This window comes from Pseudochrobactrum mosebachae (genome assembly GCF_048914685.1).
Classification (GTDB): Bacteria; Pseudomonadota; Alphaproteobacteria; order Rhizobiales; family Rhizobiaceae; genus Pseudochrobactrum.
Genome location: NZ_CP128408.1, coordinates 2,290,001 through 2,308,860 on the forward strand (window position 1 = coordinate 2,290,001; position 18,860 = coordinate 2,308,860).

The 18,860-nt window shown below is 47.9% G+C and carries 12 protein-coding genes, 1 tRNA gene and 2 rRNA genes (1 of these 15 cut by a window edge); 13 read left to right on the forward strand and 2 right to left on the reverse strand.

The window, feature by feature from the left end; all coding sequences use genetic code 11:
• From MP213Fo_RS10480 to MP213Fo_RS10490, 3 genes are all read left to right on the forward strand, one after another.
• Window positions 1-2,018, forward strand: a 23S ribosomal RNA gene (locus MP213Fo_RS10480) (it extends 791 nt beyond the left edge of the window).
• A gap of 216 nt (window positions 2,019-2,234) precedes the next feature.
• Window positions 2,235-2,349 (forward strand): 5S ribosomal RNA (rrf, locus tag MP213Fo_RS10485).
• Window positions 2,350-2,642: 293 nt separating this feature from the next.
• A tRNA-Met gene (locus MP213Fo_RS10490) sits at window positions 2,643-2,719 on the forward strand.
• Window positions 2,720-3,327: 608 nt separating this feature from the next.
• Here MP213Fo_RS10490 and MP213Fo_RS10495 read toward each other — a convergent pair.
• Entirely contained in the window at window positions 3,328-3,480 is a 153-nt protein-coding gene (locus MP213Fo_RS10495; RefSeq protein ID WP_421091105.1) for an IS3 family transposase, read from the reverse strand.
• 939 nt (window positions 3,481-4,419) lie between these two features.
• Between MP213Fo_RS10495 and MP213Fo_RS10500 the strand changes: the two genes are divergently transcribed.
• The 7 genes from MP213Fo_RS10500 to MP213Fo_RS10530 all read left to right on the forward strand — a co-directional run bounded on the left by MP213Fo_RS10500 (window position 4,420) and on the right by MP213Fo_RS10530 (window position 14,373).
• Window positions 4,420-6,417 (forward strand): CocE/NonD family hydrolase, encoded by a 1,998-nt coding sequence (locus MP213Fo_RS10500; protein WP_421088964.1) that lies wholly within the window; start codon window positions 4,420-4,422, stop codon window positions 6,415-6,417.
• Between the two features lie 99 nt (window positions 6,418-6,516).
• Window positions 6,517-8,103 carry an ABC transporter substrate-binding protein gene (locus MP213Fo_RS10505; protein ID WP_421088965.1) on the forward strand — a complete coding sequence of 529 codons (1,587 nt, stop codon included), beginning with the start codon at window positions 6,517-6,519 and terminating at the stop codon, window positions 8,101-8,103.
• Window positions 8,104-8,229: 126 nt separating this feature from the next.
• Window positions 8,230-9,174 carry an ABC transporter permease gene (locus MP213Fo_RS10510; protein WP_421088966.1) on the forward strand — a complete coding sequence of 315 codons (945 nt, stop codon included), beginning with the start codon at window positions 8,230-8,232 and terminating at the stop codon, window positions 9,172-9,174.
• Between the two features lie 16 nt (window positions 9,175-9,190).
• Window positions 9,191-10,048, forward strand: a complete 858-nt coding sequence (locus MP213Fo_RS10515; protein WP_421088967.1) for an ABC transporter permease — start codon at window positions 9,191-9,193, stop codon at window positions 10,046-10,048.
• Window positions 10,045-11,025, forward strand: a complete 981-nt coding sequence (locus MP213Fo_RS10520; protein WP_421088968.1) for an ABC transporter ATP-binding protein — start codon at window positions 10,045-10,047, stop codon at window positions 11,023-11,025. Before MP213Fo_RS10515 ends, MP213Fo_RS10520 begins: the two co-directional genes overlap by 4 nt.
• Window positions 11,022-12,017, forward strand: a complete 996-nt coding sequence (locus MP213Fo_RS10525; protein WP_421088969.1) for an oligopeptide/dipeptide ABC transporter ATP-binding protein — start codon at window positions 11,022-11,024, stop codon at window positions 12,015-12,017. Before MP213Fo_RS10520 ends, MP213Fo_RS10525 begins: the two co-directional genes overlap by 4 nt.
• A gap of 10 nt (window positions 12,018-12,027) precedes the next feature.
• A complete protein-coding gene (locus MP213Fo_RS10530) occupies window positions 12,028-14,373 on the forward strand; it encodes a DPP IV N-terminal domain-containing protein (RefSeq protein WP_421088970.1) in 2,346 nt (781 codons plus the stop codon).
• 55 nt (window positions 14,374-14,428) lie between these two features.
• On the opposite strand, the gene MP213Fo_RS10535 is transcribed toward MP213Fo_RS10530, so the two are convergent.
• Window positions 14,429-15,211, reverse strand: coding sequence for a helix-turn-helix domain-containing protein (locus MP213Fo_RS10535; RefSeq protein WP_421088971.1), 783 nt, complete (start codon window positions 15,209-15,211; stop codon window positions 14,429-14,431).
• A gap of 231 nt (window positions 15,212-15,442) precedes the next feature.
• Between MP213Fo_RS10535 and sseA the strand changes: the two genes are divergently transcribed.
• The 3 genes from sseA (at window position 15,443) to MP213Fo_RS10550 (ending at window position 18,750) form a co-directional block, all read left to right on the forward strand.
• Window positions 15,443-16,264: a 3-mercaptopyruvate sulfurtransferase gene (sseA, locus tag MP213Fo_RS10540; protein WP_421088972.1), complete on the forward strand. Its 822-nt coding sequence runs from the start codon at window positions 15,443-15,445 to the stop codon at window positions 16,262-16,264.
• 228 nt (window positions 16,265-16,492) lie between these two features.
• Complete coding sequence (locus tag MP213Fo_RS10545) at window positions 16,493-17,833, forward strand: c-type cytochrome (protein WP_421088973.1); 1,341 nt, start codon at window positions 16,493-16,495, stop codon at window positions 17,831-17,833.
• Complete coding sequence (locus tag MP213Fo_RS10550) at window positions 17,833-18,750, forward strand: c-type cytochrome (RefSeq protein ID WP_421088974.1); 918 nt, start codon at window positions 17,833-17,835, stop codon at window positions 18,748-18,750. The genes MP213Fo_RS10545 and MP213Fo_RS10550 overlap by 1 nt, the downstream gene beginning before the upstream one ends.
• Window positions 18,751-18,860: the final 110 nt, after the last annotated feature.

Sequence of the window (18,860 nt, forward strand, 5' to 3'; positions counted from 1 at the left end):
TGTTGCAATAGATTGGGATGACTTGTGGCTAGGGGTGAAAGGCCAATCAAACTCGGAGATAGCTGGTTCTCCGCGAAATCTATTTAGGTAGAGCGTCGACCGAATACCCTCGGGGGTAGAGCACTGAATGGGTAATGGGGACTCACCGTCTTACTGATCTCAATCAAACTCCGAATACCGAGGAGTACTAGTCGGCAGACACACGGCGGGTGCTAACGTCCGTCGTGAAGAGGGCAACAACCCTGACCACCATCTAAGGTCCCTAAGTTATGGCTAAGTGGGAAAGGATGTGAGGATCCCAAAACAACCAGGATGTTGGCTTAGAAGCAGCCATCATTTAAAGAAAGCGTAACAGCTCACTGGTCTAGATAAGGGTCTTTGCGCCGAAAATGTACCGGGGCTAAAGCCATACACCGAAGCTGTGGATGCACTTAATGTGCGTGGTAGCGGAGCGTTCTGTAAGTCTGTGAAGGGGGACCCGTGAGGGCCCCTGGAGATATCAGAAGTGAGAATGCTGACATGAGTAACGATAAAGAGTGTGAGAGACACTCTCGCCGAAAGTCCAAGGGTTCCTGCTTAAAGTTAATCTGAGCAGGGTTAGCCGGCCCCTAAGGCGAGGCCGAAAGGCGTAGTCGATGGGAACCACGTTAATATTCGTGGGCCTGTGGGTAGTGACGGATCGCGTGTATTGTAAGGTCTTATTGGATTGATCTTGCAGTGAAGCGGTTCCAGGAAATAGCTCCCACATATAGACCGTACCCTAAACCGACACTGGTGGACTGGTAGAGAATACCAAGGCGCTTGAGAGAACTGCGTTGAAGGAACTCGGCAAATTGCACGCGTAACTTCGGAAGAAGCGTGACCCCTTTTTAGGCAACTAGATGGGGGTGGCACAGACCAGGGGGTAGCGACTGTTTACCAAAAACACAGGGCTCTGCGAAGTCGCAAGACGACGTATAGGGTCTGACGCCTGCCCGGTGCTGGAAGGTTAAGAGGAGAGGTGCAAGCCTTGAATTGAAGCCCCAGTAAACGGCGGCCGTAACTATAACGGTCCTAAGGTAGCGAAATTCCTTGTCGGGTAAGTTCCGACCTGCACGAATGGCGTAACGACTTCCCCGCTGTCTCCAACGCAGACTCAGTGAAATTGAATTCCCCGTGAAGATGCGGGGTTCCTGCGGTTAGACGGAAAGACCCCGTGCACCTTTACTATAGCTTTACACTGGCATTTGTGGCGACATGTGTAGGATAGGTGGTAGACTTTGAAGCTTGGACGCCAGTTCGAGTGGAGTCATCCTTGAAATACCACCCTTATCGTCATAGATGTCTAACTGCGACCCGTATATCCGGGTCCAGGACCGTGTATGGTGGGTAGTTTGACTGGGGCGGTCGCCTCCTAAAGAGTAACGGAGGCGCGCGATGGTGGGCTCAGAACGGTCGGAAATCGTTCGTCGAGTGCAATGGCATAAGCCCGCCTGACTGCGAGACAGACAAGTCGAGCAGAGACGAAAGTCGGTCATAGTGATCCGGTGGTCCCGTGTGGAAGGGCCATCGCTCAACGGATAAAAGGTACGCCGGGGATAACAGGCTGATGACCCCCAAGAGTCCATATCGACGGGGTTGTTTGGCACCTCGATGTCGACTCATCGCATCCTGGGGCTGGAGCAGGTCCCAAGGGTATGGCTGTTCGCCATTTAAAGCGGTACGTGAGTTGGGTTCAGAACGTCGTGAGACAGTTCGGTCCCTATCTGCCGTGGGTGTAGGAATATTGATAGGATCTGTCCCTAGTACGAGAGGACCGGGATGGACGTATCTCTGGTGGATCTGTTGTCGTGCCAACGGCATAGCAGAGTAGCTATATACGGACGGGATAACCGCTGAAGGCATCTAAGCGGGAAACCCACCTAAAAACGAGTATTCCCTATCAGAGCCGTGGAAGACCACCACGTTGATAGGCCGGATGTGGAAGTGCAGTAATGCATGCAGCTGACCGGTACTAATAGCTCGACTGACTTGATTGTTCTCATTCTCAATATCCATCAGCGACGACCAAAGGTCGTCGATGATAGGATTGTTTGCTCTCACGCCTAATTCACTTTGTGAATGGCTCCGAGAGGCGCGGTATAAACCGCGACGGCCAGTCGGCCTTGCGAACACAATTGTGTTCGACACGCCACTGACTGAAAAACTTTGCACGAAAAACCCAGCTTCTTATTTGTTTCTGTGCGCTTTGCTGACCTGGTGGTTATGGCGGAGCGGCTGCACCCGATCCCATTCCGAACTCGGCCGTGAAACGTTCCAGCGCCAATGGTACTTCGTCTTAAGACGCGGGAGAGTAGGTCGCTGCCAGGTCTGCAAAACGCACAAAACAATAATCTCACAATCAATACAAAACAAATCATTCAAAACGCGCAAAGCGTTCAAAAATATCAAGCCAGAAATTATAATGTTAAACTGGCTAATAGCCTTTAAGCAAATATGCAGTCTGTAATTAATGACAAGGCAAATATGCTCAAAAGCTGAAATAAAGGGCTATGGAGCAGCCCGTTCGGCCGGTAATTGATAATCAATCAATTGCTTTCCGGTCTTACCTCATCAGGCTACGCCTGACTGCGCTCCCGGGCTCAAGACCCGACATTCTTTGACGCGGGGTGGAGCAGCCCGGTAGCTCGTCAGGCTCATAACCTGAAGGCCGCAGGTTCAAATCCTGCCCCCGCAACCAAAGTCAAAAAACAATCAGAACATAAGCAGCAACAATAAATAAACACCGCCATGAAAATGTCGGTGATATGCGAGTTTCGGAAATTTGTAACTGGCGTATTGTAAAGAAAGCTTTCGGAGAGGGGCAGTCTTCAAAGTGAATTTGCAACATCTCATGTTAGCGGGGCAGGGCATATCTTTTAATAGAAATCAGAATTATAGAGTTTTTTACAAGACTTTGTAGCTTCTTATTTTAAATCAGTCTCTCCAACGCGTTTCATAAAGTATTTGCGTTTTGTGGGGGGCGGGGGGACTTGATGCAGTGAAAGTATGCAATGTAGTTTCTGTGTCTAAACCATAGAAATGATTTAATACATAGTTGTTTGTAAGTGATATAAGTCCCGTTGGTATAGTGTGGTTGTTACAAAGAAAAATCTGATTGAATAAGCCGTGATAGGCTTGAATGATTGATGATGATACAGAAAATATAGTGTCGAATATTTATTTTTTAGCTATGTACGATGATATCGTAACAATAGATCAGATAATCACCGTGTTTTTAAATTATAGTTCAAAATAACGGAGCTTTCATTTATATGATTTTGCCCGTAAGATAATTTCATTGGGTCATTATAGGCTTGTAGAAGCGTCGATATATTGGGCAATGGCCTTTTGTGAGCCATTACGTGTTTGGAATGTAGTTTTCCAGATCATCTCTGATTTCAATGTTTTGAAGAATGTTTCGACAATGGCATTATCGTAGCAATTGGCCCTGCTGAACACGGGAATTATATGCAATTTTACTTCTTCTATGCATGATAATCAAAGGAATAATATTGGCTTCCGCGTTACGATTGACGGATCAAGTCTTTTGGCGGTCGCCGCATTTTTCTAACTTTCTCGAGCGCCTGAAGAGCCAGTTTGCGGTGTAAACTATTACTGATGGCCCAGCCAATGACATGACGCACGAACAGGTCAATGACGATCCTAAGATATAACCATGCCTTGCGCGTGCAGATTTATATTATTCCGCAGCCTATTTCTGATTAGGATTTGTTGCCATAAAAACCTGTGCGATGATCTTGGGCGCACTCGCAAAGGTATAATGGCTATCTGTCGTCTTGTTAAAGCGGTGTTTTTGCGTGCATGAATTTTGCTCTCACGCATTAGCGGGACAACCCGACGGGGGGGGCAGAGAAACCCTGATCCTGCAACTCGCGCGCCATGCGCGGACTGCTATAGGCTTCATTAGAAAGATACGGAGCGGAACGTATATGTGCCAGCGTAACAAGCTCATCGTGCGAACCTCATCTGATCGGCTAATCCTTCCAGGCAAAATAACTGCTTTTGCTACTGCCCATGAGGGGACAAAGACGAGATATGGATATCCTTGCTTCGCCTGAGCAATAAACGAAACCTCATAGCTATTTAATCTATTAAGTAAGTTTACAATTTATCACATTTTATACAGGCTTTCGCTGTTTATTTTGACTTAGCGTAAATTAGCGTAAATCAGCGTAAGCTAACGATATTTTCAAGTTATTTATATTTGCTAGGCTGGCACATGATTTTTGCTGAAGTCCAGTGGATATTCAGAGCAACCAATCATTCCTGAATATGCAGGGCGGTAGTTTTGTCCGCTTAAATCTCAGATGTGATGAAATACTGTTGATAGTACCCAGCTTGTTAAGTGTTTGAGTAGCATAGGATAATGGTGTTTTGATGAAAATAATTACGGATTATCCGTATGTGATAAATGAAAATAGCGATATGGCGATTACCTTGCCCGATGGGTGCAGACTGTCTGCGCGCGTTTGGATGCCTGTTAATGCGCATGAAAAACCAGTCCCCGCTATTTTAGAGTTTTTACCATACCGCAAGCGTGACGGAACGGCTGCACGAGATGCTATGACGCATCCGTATTTTGCCGGACATGGCTATGCCTGTTTGCGCGTTGATATGCGTGGCTGTGGCGATTCAGAAGGATTATTTGATGATGAGTATTCTGCTCAGGAGATGCAGGATGCTCAGGATGTAATTGCATGGATTGCCGCCCAAGACTGGTGCACAGGCAGTATCGGTATGATGGGTATTTCATGGGGTGGTTTCAATGGATTACAGGCGGCAAGCTTTGCACCTGAGCCGTTGAAAGCAGTTATTACCCTATGCTCAACCGCAGATCGTTATGAAGATGATATTCATTACAAGGGCGGCTGTATGCTGGGAGAGAATCTTGGCTGGGCAGCAACAGCTATGTCGTGGTTTTCGTCACCACCTGATCCTGAGATTGTTGGGGAAAGCTGGCGTGACACTTGGCTTAACAGACTTGAAAATACACCGTTCTTAATTAAAAAATGGGTCGAGCATCAGCATCGTGATGCTTATTGGAAGCATGGTTCAGTATGTGAAAATTATAGCGGGTTGAAAGCTGCTGTTTTATCTGTCGGCGGATGGCACGACGGTTATCGTAATACGATTTCGCATTTGGTGGAAAATCTGACAGCTCCCGTAAAAGGCATTGTCGGTCCATGGAATCACAAATATCCACATGTTGGAGTGCCGGGCCCTCAGATAGGCTTTTTACAAGAAGCCTTGCGGTGGTGGGATCGTTGGCTGAAAGATATTGAGACAGGTGTTGAAAATGACCCTGATTATCGTGTCTGGCTGATGGATAGTGTTGCGCCTGCTGTTAATTTTGATCATCGCCCAGGACGCTGGATTGCAGAACAGCAATGGCCGTCACCACATATTGAAAATCGTCAGCTGTATCTTGCGCGGAATGGCTTGAGCACGACATCTCAGATGATTGATGTGAAGGCTTTCCCGGCAATGCTCTGCGGGATGGCAACGGGAGAATATTTCCCGTTTGGATTTGGTCCTGGTGAATTGCCAGCAGACCAGCGCGGTGATGATGCTTTGTCTGCATGTTTTGATGGTGACGTTACCACGCAAATAACGGATATTGTTGGTGCGCCGCGAATTAATTTGAAACTGACATCCAACAAGGCGCGGGCACAGGTTGCAGTGCGCTTATGTGATCTGCGTCCTGACGGAACTTCCGCATTGATCACGATGGGGGTATTTAATCTACGCCATCGTCACGGCAATGAAACTCCGGTTGATATTGTTGCCGGAGAAGCTGTTGATGTAGAATTTGCACTTGATCACATAGCTTATCGTTTGCCTGCGGGGCACCGTTTACGCATTGCCGTTTCAACCAGTTATTGGCCGTTTATCTGGCCTGAGGCGGAGCCAGTAACATTGAACATCAAGCAAGGTCATCTGACACTGCCAGTGCGTCCTGCTGCCGATAAAGATGAATGGCAGTTTGAGGAGGCAGAAGCAGCCGCAAAATTACCGGTAAAAATACATGGTGATGTTGTTGAGAGTAAACGCTTTCTGACAGATGTTGCCACAGGTATCACCACAATGACAATTGCGGGCAATACCCCGCCGACTAAAGATTTGACCCACGGATTAACAACAGCGAGTGAAGTTGAAGAAGTATGGACGATTAATGAAAAAGATCCATCTTCCGCGCAGGTTGAAATTCGGTGGGAACGATCTACAGGACGCGGGGACTGGCAGACGCGAACAGTGGTTGTCAGCCGCATGAGCGGGGATGATACGCATTTTCATGTGTCTCAGAGACTTGAGGCCTATGAGGGAGACAAGCAGGTTTTTAATCGAGATTATCAAGACAGCATAAAACGCATATAAGTATTTAAAATATAATAATAAAAGCGCTGATAAATTAACGAATCTGACGTGTGGAAACATGGGAATGTTTTCCACACGTTCAATCGGGAGGGGAGCCTGATGGCTGATATGTTGAAATTTAATCCGTTTAACCGACGTGAATTTCTCACCGGTGGCTTGAGTATTGCTGCACTGGGGGCAATGGGGCTGAGTTTGCCTGCGGGCATTAGTCAGGCTCAGGCTAAAGACGGTATTTTGCGTGCACGTATACATGCTGATATTTCTAATCTTGATCCGGCATTCTGGACCTCGGCTTCTGATGCGCTCGTAATTAGCTGTATTTATGCTTATTCATTTGAATTCGAAGCCAATACGGATAGTTTTAAAACTGTTCCTGTGGCGATGAAATCGATCAATATTATTGACGATACACATATTGAGTTCGAGCTTAATCAAGGCATTCTTTATAGCGGCGATTACGGCGAAATGACTGCAGAGGATGCAAAATTTTCGTTTGAACGCATTGCCGATCCGGCGACAAAATCGCTCTTCACGGATGACTGGGCACAGCTCGATCATGTGGAAGTGACAGGTAAATATACCGGGATTATCGTTTTAAAATCACCGTTTGCGCCATTGTTTACTTCAACTCTGCCGGGTGTCAGTGGATGTATTCTGCCAAAGGCTGCATTTGATGCCGTAGGCGGAAGCTTCACTACCAAGCCGCCTTGTACTTCGGGACCATACCGGATCAAAGAATGGCAGCCGAAAAGTCGCGTGATTTTAGAGCGCAATCCTGATTGGAAACTCTATGATGTCGCCTTTAACGAGATCCATCTGATCCCGATTGAAGATCCTAAATCAGCAGAGCTGGGTTTTGAATCCGGAGATCTGGATCATGTCGAGACGGGCATTTCCTCAATCTTGCGCTATGAAGGCAATGCTTTACCAAATGCTAAATTTGAGAAACATGCAGGCCTGAATTATTCTTGGTTGGGAATGAATGAAAGCCACCCGCTTTTAGCTGATATACGGGTACGTCGTGCAATCCAATATGCGATTGACAGGCAAACCGTTGTTGATGCCGCATATCTGGGCGGTGCAGTTGTTGCGGCTGGCATTGTTGCGCCAAGCCTGATCGGACACCGGACGGAAAATCTCTATAATCGCGATGTCGATAAGGCACGTGCTTTGCTGGAGGAGGCGGGTGTTGCAGATAGTTTGGTTTTGACGCTCGCTATTCAGCAGACAGCAGAATATCTGGCAGCTGCGCAGGTCATTCAGGCCAATCTGGCGGAAATCGGCGTGCAGGTTGAAATCAATCAGTATGAAAGCGGAACCTTCTGGAGCCTGGGTATTGAAGCCGACGGCACAGCTTGGAAAGACCTTCAACTGTTCCATTTCGGCTTTACCATGCAGCCGGATCCGAGCTGGGCAACAATCTGGTTCACACCGGAACAGGTTGGTATATGGAATTGGCAGCGGTTCAATAATGCTGAATTTGGCGATTTACACCGCAAGGCTTCCGTAGAGCTGGATACAGAAAAGCGTCATGCGATGTATGTCCGTATGCAGGATATTATGGAAGAATCCGGAGATTTTGTTTTCCTGAATTTCCAGGTGAATGGCACATTGACTAAAGATAATGTTACCGCCGCCCTGCGCCCTGACGGCATACCGATATTGCCACGCTTCAAACAGGCCTGAGCATAAAACCAGAGCGGGTGAAGTTTAAATCAGGCCATGGCGCCCGCTCTGAATTCTCAATGATGATCTTTATACCCATCAAGCTGAGCCAGCTTGATGGTGGGTTGCTCTAGCGGCGGATAACAGATGTTAAGCTATATTTTTAAACGGTTCTGTTTGGCCATTGCGGTAATTGCAATGGTAATGGCAGCGCTGTTCATTATGATTTATGCCGTGCCCGGCGATCCGGCGCGCGTGGCACTAGGCCCGCGGGCAACGCCTGAGCTAATAGCTGAATTGAAAGTTAGAATGGGGCTGGATCAGCCATTATGGGTGCAGATCTATAATTTTTATGCCTCGATCTTGCAGGGCGATTTAGGGCGCGATGTTATTAGTGGAGAACCGGTTCTGCGGATTATTTTCTCCCAGCTACCCGATACATTATATCTGGTATTTGGTTCTGTGCTGGTTGCAGTTATTCCGGGTATTCTGCTTGGCAACATCTCGGCACAAAATCGCGGCAGTATGAGTGATAAGATTATCTCAATACTGACGGTTTCGGTTATGGCGGTGCCGTCTTTTGTGATCGCAATTTATCTGCTGCTGATTTTTTCTATCAACCTCAAGTGGTTTCCGGCAATTGGTGCGGGACAAGGCTTTTGGGGGAAGTCCTATCAACTGGTACTGCCGTCAATTGCGGTTGGCCTTGCTTGGATCGGTTATATCGCGCGTGTTCTGCGTGCTTCCATTCTTGAAGAAATGAACGCGCAGCATGTACGAACAGCTCGGGCGTTTGGTCTTTCACGCAATCTTATCATGTATAATTATGTTTTGCGTATCGCCATTTTGCCCACGATTACCATTCTGGGTATTGGTATAGGGCAGATGCTCTCCGGCGCTATTTTTGCTGAAATTGTCTTTGCCAGACCGGGTTTGGGTAAGCTGGTTTATGATGCCATTGTTTCACGCAATTATCCGATTGTGACCGGCACGGTTTTAATCACTACCGCTATGTTTTTGCTGTTTAATCTTGTCGCCGATATTTTAATCGCCTGGCTGGATCCTAGGGTGCGTCATGACATTTCAAGATAATAGCGCAGTGATAAAAGTGAAATCACGTCGTCAATCTACATTCTGGTCAAATTTCAGCCGTATCTTTAGCGATCCGCTGGGGACATTAGGGTTTTGCCTGATATTATTCACTGTGATCGGCGCTTTGTGCGCGGGATTGAGCCCATGGAGCCCGAACGGTCTTGCGCCGGTCGACCGCTTTCAAGGGGCATCATTTACGCATTGGCTTGGCACGGATAATCTCGGACGTGATCTGTTTACCCGTGTGCTTTACGGTGCCAGAATTGCGCTTGGTCTGTCGATAGGCTCGATTTTTGTCTCGCTCGTGATCGGGGTTTCGGCGGGTGTTGTCTCAGGTTATGGGCCGCGCTGGCTTGATAATCTGCTTTTGCTGGTTTTCGATGCTTTGAAATCAGTGCCTATGGTTATGCTGGCGCTGGTGCTGGTGACCTTTACTGGCCCTAGTCTTTATGCCGTTACAATTGTTGTGATTATCGTCAATGCGCCAACTTATGCACGTATGGCGCGTACGCAAACTATGGCCATCCGGCAGGCTGAATTTATTGACGCTGAGGTTGCATTAGGGGCTGGCAATGCCCGTATCATCTTACGGCATATTTTGCCCAATATTATTGGACCGATCCTGATCGTTGCAGCGATGGATATTCCGGTTGTGGTGGGGATTGAAGCGGGTTTAAGCTTTTTGGGACTTGGTGTGCGTCCGCCGACCCCTTCATGGGGCAGTATATTGTTCGACGGCTTTTCCTATATTCGTGAAACACCGTGGCCGATTATTGCGGGCGGACTGCCTATTGTTTTGACAGCGCTTGGCTTTACCTTTCTGGGTGAGGCATTGCGTGACAGTTTCGACCCGAAGTCGAAGGGCCGGTCATGAAAAAGAAAATACTTTCAATCAAAAATCTCAATGTCAGCTATCAAACCCCCAATGGCCGGTTACAAGCAATTCGCGACATCAGTATGAATATTCATGCCGGCGAGATTGTTGGCCTGGTGGGTGAAAGCGGTAGTGGTAAATCTACCTTGATGCAGTCGGTTTTGCAGCTGCTCGCACCGCAGGCGAAAGTTGAGAGCGGACAGATATTACTCGGCGAAACGGATATCTTGTCTCTGTCGCCTGATAAAATGCGCGCCATTCTCGGCGACCGGATTTCCGTGGTATTTCAGGATCCCATGAAAAGCCTTAATCCGGTACTGACAATCGGCAGGCAGATGATTGATATTCAATATCGGCGCCAAGAGAGCAAAGAGCAAAAACGACAGCGTGCAATTGCGATGCTGCACAAGGTGCGTATTCCTGATCCCGAGGACAGGCTCAATCGCTATCCGCACGAGTTTTCAGGCGGTATGCGCCAGCGTGTGGCAATTGCCATGGCATTGATGGCAGAACCTGAATTGCTGGTTGCCGATGAGCCGACGACTGCTCTTGATGCCACTCTTGAAGTTGCAACAATTGATCTTTTGAAAGAACTTCAGAGCGAGATTGGCTGTGCTATTTTATTTATCACCCATCATCTGGGTGTAGTGGCTGAGCTATGCGATCAAATGTATGTCATGTATGCTGGTGAACTGGTTGAAAGCGGTGATGTCATATCTGTTTTCACCGCTCCAAAGCATCCTTACACCCAATTATTATTTGCTTGTGATCCGGCGCAAATCAACCAGCGCACCCGTCATTTGCCAACCATAGGTGGTATGCTGCCCAATCTGGTGCAGGTGCCTGAAGGTTGCATTTTTGCGGCCCGTTGTCCGCAGGCTTTTGACCGGTGCCATACAGTAAAGCCTCAGGCAGTTTTCTCACCTGTTGGTGATCTTATTCGTTGTCATCTGGCATCACAGGAGGCTGGACAATGATCCCGTTGCTGCGAGTAGAAAATCTTGTTGTGCGCTTTCCGATCGGAGGAACACTGGCCCGCTTAACGGGTAATGCCAGCTCTATTGAAGGTGTGGCCGATGTTTCATTTAACCTGATGCCGGGTGAAACGCTGGCCCTAATCGGAGAGTCCGGTTCAGGCAAGACCACGCTGGCGCGTGCAATTGCAGGACTGGGTAAAGATGTTAGCGGGGTGGTTGAATTTGAGGGGCGGGCACTGCAGTCGCTGGACAGGGAAGGCCGCCACAAAATGCGACGGGATGTGGCAATGATCTTTCAGGATGCCGTGAGCTCGCTGAGCCCGCGCTTCAATGTAAGGTCGTTGATTGCTGAACCATTTCATATTCATGGTGTCAAATGTGATGATCTGGATGCTGAAGTCGAGCGTTTGCTGGGCCTGGTCGGGCTTAGTCCGGCGATAGCTGATCGTTATCCGCATGAATTATCGGGCGGGCAGGCGCGCCGTGTCGGTGTGGCGCGGGCCATTGCCCTGTCGCCAAAATTGATTATTGCCGATGAACCGACGGCCGGACTTGACGTTTCTGTGCAAAGTGAGGTGCTTAATCTGCTCAATGAATTACGTGAGCGGTTAAATCTTTCGGTACTGGTGATTACGCATAATCTCAATATTGTGCGTCATATTGCTGATAAAATGGCAATTATGTATCTCGGAAGGTTTGTTGAGCAAGGGGAAACAGATGCGATTTTCCATCAACCTAAACACCCTTATAGCGCGGCACTGCTTGCAGCCAACCCGTTGATAAACCCGCAAGAGCGCCCCGAAAGATTGACGCTTAAAGGCGAAGTGCCAAGCATATTGGCACGCCCGAGCGGCTGTGAGCTTCATGGCCGCTGCCCTTTTGTTCAGGACGTCTGTGTAGGGCAGGTGCCTGTTTATACAAAAGATGCTGAAGGCCGAAGCTATAGCTGTCACTTCCCGCTTAGCCCTGCAGGCACAACACCAATTAACTGACGAGGCTGCTTTGACCGAATTCACTGAAGAGATGTGGCAAAAAGTTGAAGACTATATGCCATGGAATTTGTCTGAAACATTTTTTAACCTATCGGTGTCGCCACATTGGTTCGCGGATGGTCAGCATTTTTGGTATCGTCAGAATAGTCAGCAAGGGCTGGCCTACCTGATTGTCAATGCTGAAACGGGTATCAAAATACCTGCATTTGATGCACAGGCTTTGCTGGCTGCAATTGCGGTATTACCGGCAGAATACAGGCTTCAAACAACACCGGAAGAACTATTTGAAGGCTTGGAGATTCTGAGCTTTAATGAATGCTCTCTTGAGCTGAATATTGGCCGCCATATCTATTCTTTTGATGGCAAGGCCCTAAATCATTTGTCTGGGGCAGTTTCACAACCCTATGAAACGCTGTCGCCGGATGGCACAAAAATTGTTTTCCGCCGTGATTGTAACCTATGGCTGCGCGATGTTGTGAGCGGACAGGAAACGGCTTTGACCACCAGCGGTGCGCCGCATTTTGAATGGGCCAAATCACCGGATCAAAGCCTTGAAACAATCTTTTTGCAGCGCCGGAATATAGTGCTGCCGCCAATTGTTGTCTGGTCACCGGATTCCAGCCGGATATTTACCTATCAGCTGGATGAGCGCAATGTCCGTGTTATGCCATTGGTACAGAATGTACCTGATGACGGTAGCCATCGCCCGGTAAAGCATGAGCTGCGCATTGCTTTTACCGGTGATGAAATACTGCCGATGGCCTATCAAGCCGTTATTGATGTGGCAACCGCTACCATGACCCGTGACATTGGGGCACCGGTGCATGTGTCTGAAACCAGCGGGATTGAAAAATGCGAGGCTTGGTGGAGTGCAGATAGCGGCCGCGTATTTTTTCTGAGCCATGATCGTTATGAACAGCATATCGGTTTGTTTGAACTGGATGCAGATAGCGGTCAGCGTCGCCATATTCTGACAGAAAATGCTCAAAGTTTTGTCGATGTGAATATGCAATTTGGCAGTATGCCGAATATTCATATTTTGGACGAGACCAATGAGCTGATCTGGTTTTCACAGCGCGATGGCTGGGCGCATCTTTATCTTTGTGATCTGACGACCGGTGCAATCAAAGCTCAGATCACAAAAGGGCAGTGGGTCGTCCGTGATCTTCTGCATATTCAAAAGGATAGGCGACAGGTATATTTTATAGCCGGTGGACTGCAAGCGGATGACCATGGCGGATATAAAGACCAGAATTCGGGCACGCATAATCCTTATCTGCGTACTATTTGCGTGGCATCATTTGATGGCGGCGATGTGAAAGTTCTAACGCGCGAGCAGGGCGATCATGACGCGGTTTTACGATATGTGGGGTGGTCCGATATTTTGGAGCGTTCTACATCAATGATTGCTCCGGCTTCGGCTTTTTCGCCTGATGGCAGATATTTTGTTTCGGGGCATGGCGATTTTGATCACTTGACGGAAACGGTGCTGCGCCGTAATGACGGAGAAATTATTGCTGTGCTTGATCGTGGCGAGACCAGCAAAGCAGATGCGCTGGTATGGCCGCAATCCTTTCAGACATTGGCTGCCGATGGTGAAACAGCCATTTATGGTGCGCTATGGCTGCCTGATGACTATCATGCTGATGGCCGGTATCCGGTTTTGGATATGACTTATCCCGGGCCACAATGCACAAAGGTTCCGCATCGCGCCTTCCCCGGCAATGACGCTTATGCGTTTTTTCACAATGCTTTAGCCGGTGCTTTTACTAAGCTTGGTATTGCGGTGGTGATGATCGACGGACGCGGTACGCCGTTCCGTTCAAAAGCTTACCATGATCTATGTCATGGAAATCTGGCAGATCCTGGTTTTCTGAGCGATCATGTGGCAGCACTTCAGCAGCTTTTTGAACGTTTTTCCGGCCTTGATCCAAATAGTATCGGGATCATGGGGCATTCAGCTGGCGGGCACGCTGCAGCAAGGGCAGTACTCGCTTACCCTGATTTTTATAAAGTGGCAGTTGCAACTGCCGGAAGCCATGATCCGCGTACCTATAATTGTTGCTGGCCGGAGAAGTGGCAGGGCAAATTAGTGATTAATGATGATGGTAGTTCAAATTATGATACTGCCGCCAATCATTCACTTGCAGCTCAACTCAAAGGCAAATTATTGCTCGGACATGGCGATATGGACGAGAATGTGCATCCGGCAATGACCCAGCAGCTTGCAGCGGCACTGATACGTGAAGGCAAAGTGTTTGATACTTTGATCACACCCAATGATGATCACTACAGCTATTCACGCAGCCCTTATGTAACGCGGCGCAGAATGGAATATTTACTTCGGCATTTGTGAAACAGCTGATGAAAATGAACAAAGCGCATGATCCGAGTTCAATGCGCTTTGTTTTTTATATCAATATAGTCTGTTTTGCCTCATCAGGGGCGAAGAACAATTTTACAGGGGCGGGCAGTTCATGGCTATCATGGCTGTATCGCCCGCATTTTTTTATGGTGTTTTTGATATTGATGTTTTTGTTAAGTTTTTTCCAGATAGTTTTAGCTGCGTAAGGAGTATTATCCTGCCGCCATGAGACACCGATAGTCAGGCCTTTTAAGTAGTTCTTTTGATGGGTTTCGAACGGTTGTAAAATTGTCTCGGCAATGATCGAGGGATTATTATAGCTTTTTTCAACTATAAAAACCTTGTTTCTACTGATTGCAAACAAGCCGGCATATTTTGATTTTTGCTGTACTTCATCATTTGGATCATAGATCCTTTCGATGGATTTGACTTTTATATAGTCTTTTTCCTTAGTAATGCGCGTGAACGAGCAAATAATATAACCGGGCCATGAGGGTGAGACATAGAATGTTTGATAGTCGCCAAGATATTGCTCTGCACTGGAGCGTTCTGCTTTGAAAAAATCGAGAATATAATCGGAATTATTGATGGTGCTTGCATTGCGTTTTGAAAGTCTTGCGTGAAACTTGTCTTCCGATAACTGGAATTCCTCAGGCTTAACATGAAAATAATCTGCTATTTTGCGTAAGTTAAATGGAGACGGCTCTGACTGACCATTAATATAGCGGTTAAATTGCTGCCGATTGATACACAAATCTCTGCATATTTCTGAAACCGAATGCCGGGTTGAGCAAGCAAATTTTAGATTGTTTACAAAGTTTTTCTGCATAATTCCTCCTGAGGATCGACTGTAAAGCAGTATAAACTCGCGTCAATACGAGAGGGTAATCTGCATCTGTTCCTACACACAAATTCTTTGCAAAACCGCCATGACGATCCTGTGCAATGCAGCAAAGCTATCCATAATGCATATGGCTAAAAATATAATCTCAAAGCCTCTTTTGTGACGGCAATTGTGGTTATACTCTGTATGCACATGCTGTGACTCAGGGGAAAATCTATGACACCGGAAGAAATTTTCGTAACGCCGCAATGGCTTAAAGAAAACCTCAGCCAGACAAATCTTAAAATTGTTGATGGCTCATGGTATATGCCTGCGGCTAAGCGCAATTGTGGTGAGGAATTTGAAAAGGTTCATATTCCGGGCGCGGTGTTTTTTGATCAGGATAAGATTGTCGATCCGGTTTCAGCGTTCCCCCATGCTGTGCCGTCTCCTGACGTGTTTGCAAAAGCAGTCGGCAAGCTTGGCATTGCAGTGGATGATGAGATCGTTATTTACGAAACCGGTGATTTGTTTGCTGCGCCGCGTGTGTGGTGGCTGTTCCATATTATGGGTGTGAAAAAGCTGCATATTCTGCGCGGTGGTATTTCAGCATGGCAGGCTGCGCGTTTTGCGACAGAGAGCGGTGCAGCGCTGCCAGAACCAGTGGTGTTTAAACCGGCATATGCCGCTGAAAAAGTGGTGTTTATCGAAGAGATGGTGTTGATCGCCAAACATAAAGCCGCACATATTGTTGATGCTCGTTCTGCGGAGCGTTTTACAGGAGCGGTACCAGAACCGCGAAGCAATGTTCGCTCAGGCTCCATTCCGGGCTCAGGAAATGTGCCTTTTGGTTCTCTGGTGGCCGATGGTGCTTTTAAACCGCTTGAAATGATGCAGGTTATATTTGAAGCGCAGGGTATTAAAAAAGGTAAGCCTGTCGTCACCACCTGTGGTTCAGGTGTGACGGCTGCGGTATTGTTTCTTGCCCTTAACTTGCTTGGGTATGAGAATGTACGTCTTTATGACGGCTCGTGGACCGAGTGGGGCACGGTGACCTGATCGTGACGGTGGCTTTGAGAAACAAAAATTGACAGTCAGAGCTGAGATAGGCTCTGACGCTTTCGGGTATAATTTTCTTTCAAGTTACAACCATAAAATTCTTATTCTTATAATATTGTATTTATTGATAAATATATATCGGCAAACATTAGCGCTATTGATCTCAATCAATGAGAAAACATCCTGAGCGTCTCAGATGAGAGGAAAGAGACGACTCAGGAGTTCAACATGAAGCTTGTTAAAACGATGGTCCTGTGCGGTCTGGGATTGTTTGGCGCAAGCTATGCTATCGCAGTCACATCGCACCACTGGTATGCCCCGAAACAGGAAGCTGAAGTTAATATTCAGGATCCTGCGCTCATTAAGCAGGGGGAATATCTGGCGCGCGCCGGTGACTGCATCGCCTGTCATACAGCGCCCGGTGGCAAGGAATTTGCCGGTGGTTTGGGAATGCAAACCCCGCTTGGGACAATCTATTCCACCAATATTACGCCCGACAAGAAAACCGGTATCGGCAATTACAGCTATGGCGATTTTGAACGTGCTGTACGCCGCGGTGTGCGCCCCGATGGTGTGGCGCTGTATCCGGCTATGCCTTATGTGTCTTATGTCGTTGTCAAAGATGACGATATCAAAGCACTTTATGCTTATTTCATGTCGAAGGTTGATGTGGTTGAGCAGGGTAATCAAGATTCAACTCTGCCTTGGCCAATGAATATGCGCTGGCCTTTGTCGTTGTGGCAGCTGGCCTTTGCGCAGCCGCGTGAATTTACATCTGCGAGCGGTCTTGATGCGATGGTTGATCGCGGTGCTTATCTGGTTGAAGGCCTTGCACATTGCGGTGCCTGTCATACACCACGTGGCATCGGTTATCAGGAAACTGCGCTCAACGATGACAAAAGTGGTAAATATCTTTCCGGCTCTGTGCTTGAAGGCTGGTATGCGAAAAACCTGCGTGATGAAGGCACCGGCCTTTCAACGTGGAATGAAGGCGAAATCGTTGATTTTCTGAAAACCGGACGTAATGAGCGCACTGCTGCTTTTGGCGGGATGTCTGATGTGGTGGCACATAGCACACAATATCTGACCAATGATGATCTGACGTCAATTGCCCGCTATCTGAAAAGCTTGCCTGCGCGTGCAAGTCATCCGCAAGCTTGGACACCACAAGAAGATGTGACAACATCCGCGCTGCGTGCCGGTGATTTTTCTGCAAAAGGTGCTGTGGGTTATGTCGATAATTGCGCTGCCTGTCACCGTCTTGACGGACGCGGTGCAGCCCGGATTTTCCCTGCACTTGCCGGAAACTCCATCGTGTTTGCAGAAGATCCGAGCTCCCTGATCCAGCTGACACTTGATGGTGGCACTATGGCTGATACGCCGCATGATCCGATGGTGTTTAAAATGCCGGGATTTGCACATCTCACCAATAAGCAGGTTGCAGATATTCTGAACTTCATCCGCACAGGCTGGGGTAACCATGGCTCGGTTATCAAAGAAAGCGATATTGCCCGCATGAGGCATTTGATTGAACACAAGCCCGTGCATTACGTTCCGGAGGCAAAATAATGAGCAAGCAATTCTGGATTGCAACAGCCGCAGCACTGGCCGTAACACTTGGTGCAGCAGGCGCCGGATGGACCTTTATCGTCAAGCCCATGCGTGCGGATGCACCGCTGATGCCGACCTATGACGTTGTGGATGAAAGTGGCAAAATTGTTGGCCAATATACAGTGCCGAGCGATGATCTGATTGCCAAGGAACCGGATGCCGAAGCCATTATGTATGGCAAGCGGCTGCTCAATGAGACTGCCCGCTTATTGCCAGACAATGTTGGCGCGGGGTTAAATTGTAACTCCTGCCATCTGGCGCAGGGTAAGCTCGATAAAGGTGCGCCTTATATTAATGCTTATAATTTTTACCCGCGGGTGATGCCGCGTGCCGGTAAAGAGGTTAATCTGGTGATGCGTATCAATGGCTGCTTTCAGCGTTCTATGAACGGCAAACCACTGGATCCCAAATCTGAAGAAATGACCGGCATGATCGCCTATATGAAATGGCTTGGGCAGGGTCTGCCTAAAGAGCATATGGTGAAAGTGGAAGGGGCGGGTAAAATTGATGAAACGCTGGTACCGGATCCTGTCAATGGTCAGGCTGTTTATGCCGCACAATGCGCTGTTTGTCATGGCAATGACGGCGAAGGTAAGAAAGACCAGTTTGGCGATTATACTTTCCCGCCGCTCTGGGGGGATGACAGTTTTAACATCGGTGCCGGTATGGCGCGTACCTACAAGGCAGCTGCTTTCGTGAAATATAATATGCCGGTCAGTGTGCATCTTGATGGCACGCTGGGGCAGGGCGGCGTATTGACAGATCAGGAAGCGATTGATGTGTCAGAATATTTTACGCATATGCCGCGACCTGATTTTGCCGGTAAGGTTAAAGACTGGCCGACAGGTAAAAAGCCAAAAGACGCGCGTTACTAAAACATCAAAATCGGGGGCATCAAAATGCCCCCGATTTTTTGTACTTGAACGGGAAGCTGTTCACTGCCAAACCGAATATGCTATAATGTATGTCTGTGATACCCGCCGAT

Coding starts and splice junctions, on each gene's coding strand:
- MP213Fo_RS10500 (WP_421088964.1), top strand. CDS start 4,420: ATGAAAATAATTACGGATTATCCGTATGTGATAAATGAAAATAGCGAT.
- MP213Fo_RS10505 (WP_421088965.1), top strand. CDS start 6,517: ATGGCTGATATGTTGAAATTTAATCCGTTTAACCGACGTGAATTTCTC.
- MP213Fo_RS10510 (WP_421088966.1), top strand. CDS start 8,230: ATGTTAAGCTATATTTTTAAACGGTTCTGTTTGGCCATTGCGGTAATT.
- MP213Fo_RS10520 (WP_421088968.1), top strand. CDS start 10,045: ATGAAAAAGAAAATACTTTCAATCAAAAATCTCAATGTCAGCTATCAA.
- MP213Fo_RS10525 (WP_421088969.1), top strand. CDS start 11,022: ATGATCCCGTTGCTGCGAGTAGAAAATCTTGTTGTGCGCTTTCCGATC.
- MP213Fo_RS10535 (WP_421088971.1), bottom strand. CDS start 15,211: ATGCAGAAAAACTTTGTAAACAATCTAAAATTTGCTTGCTCAACCCGG.
- sseA (WP_421088972.1), top strand. CDS start 15,443: ATGACACCGGAAGAAATTTTCGTAACGCCGCAATGGCTTAAAGAAAAC.
- MP213Fo_RS10545 (WP_421088973.1), top strand. CDS start 16,493: ATGAAGCTTGTTAAAACGATGGTCCTGTGCGGTCTGGGATTGTTTGGC.
- MP213Fo_RS10550 (WP_421088974.1), top strand. CDS start 17,833: ATGAGCAAGCAATTCTGGATTGCAACAGCCGCAGCACTGGCCGTAACA.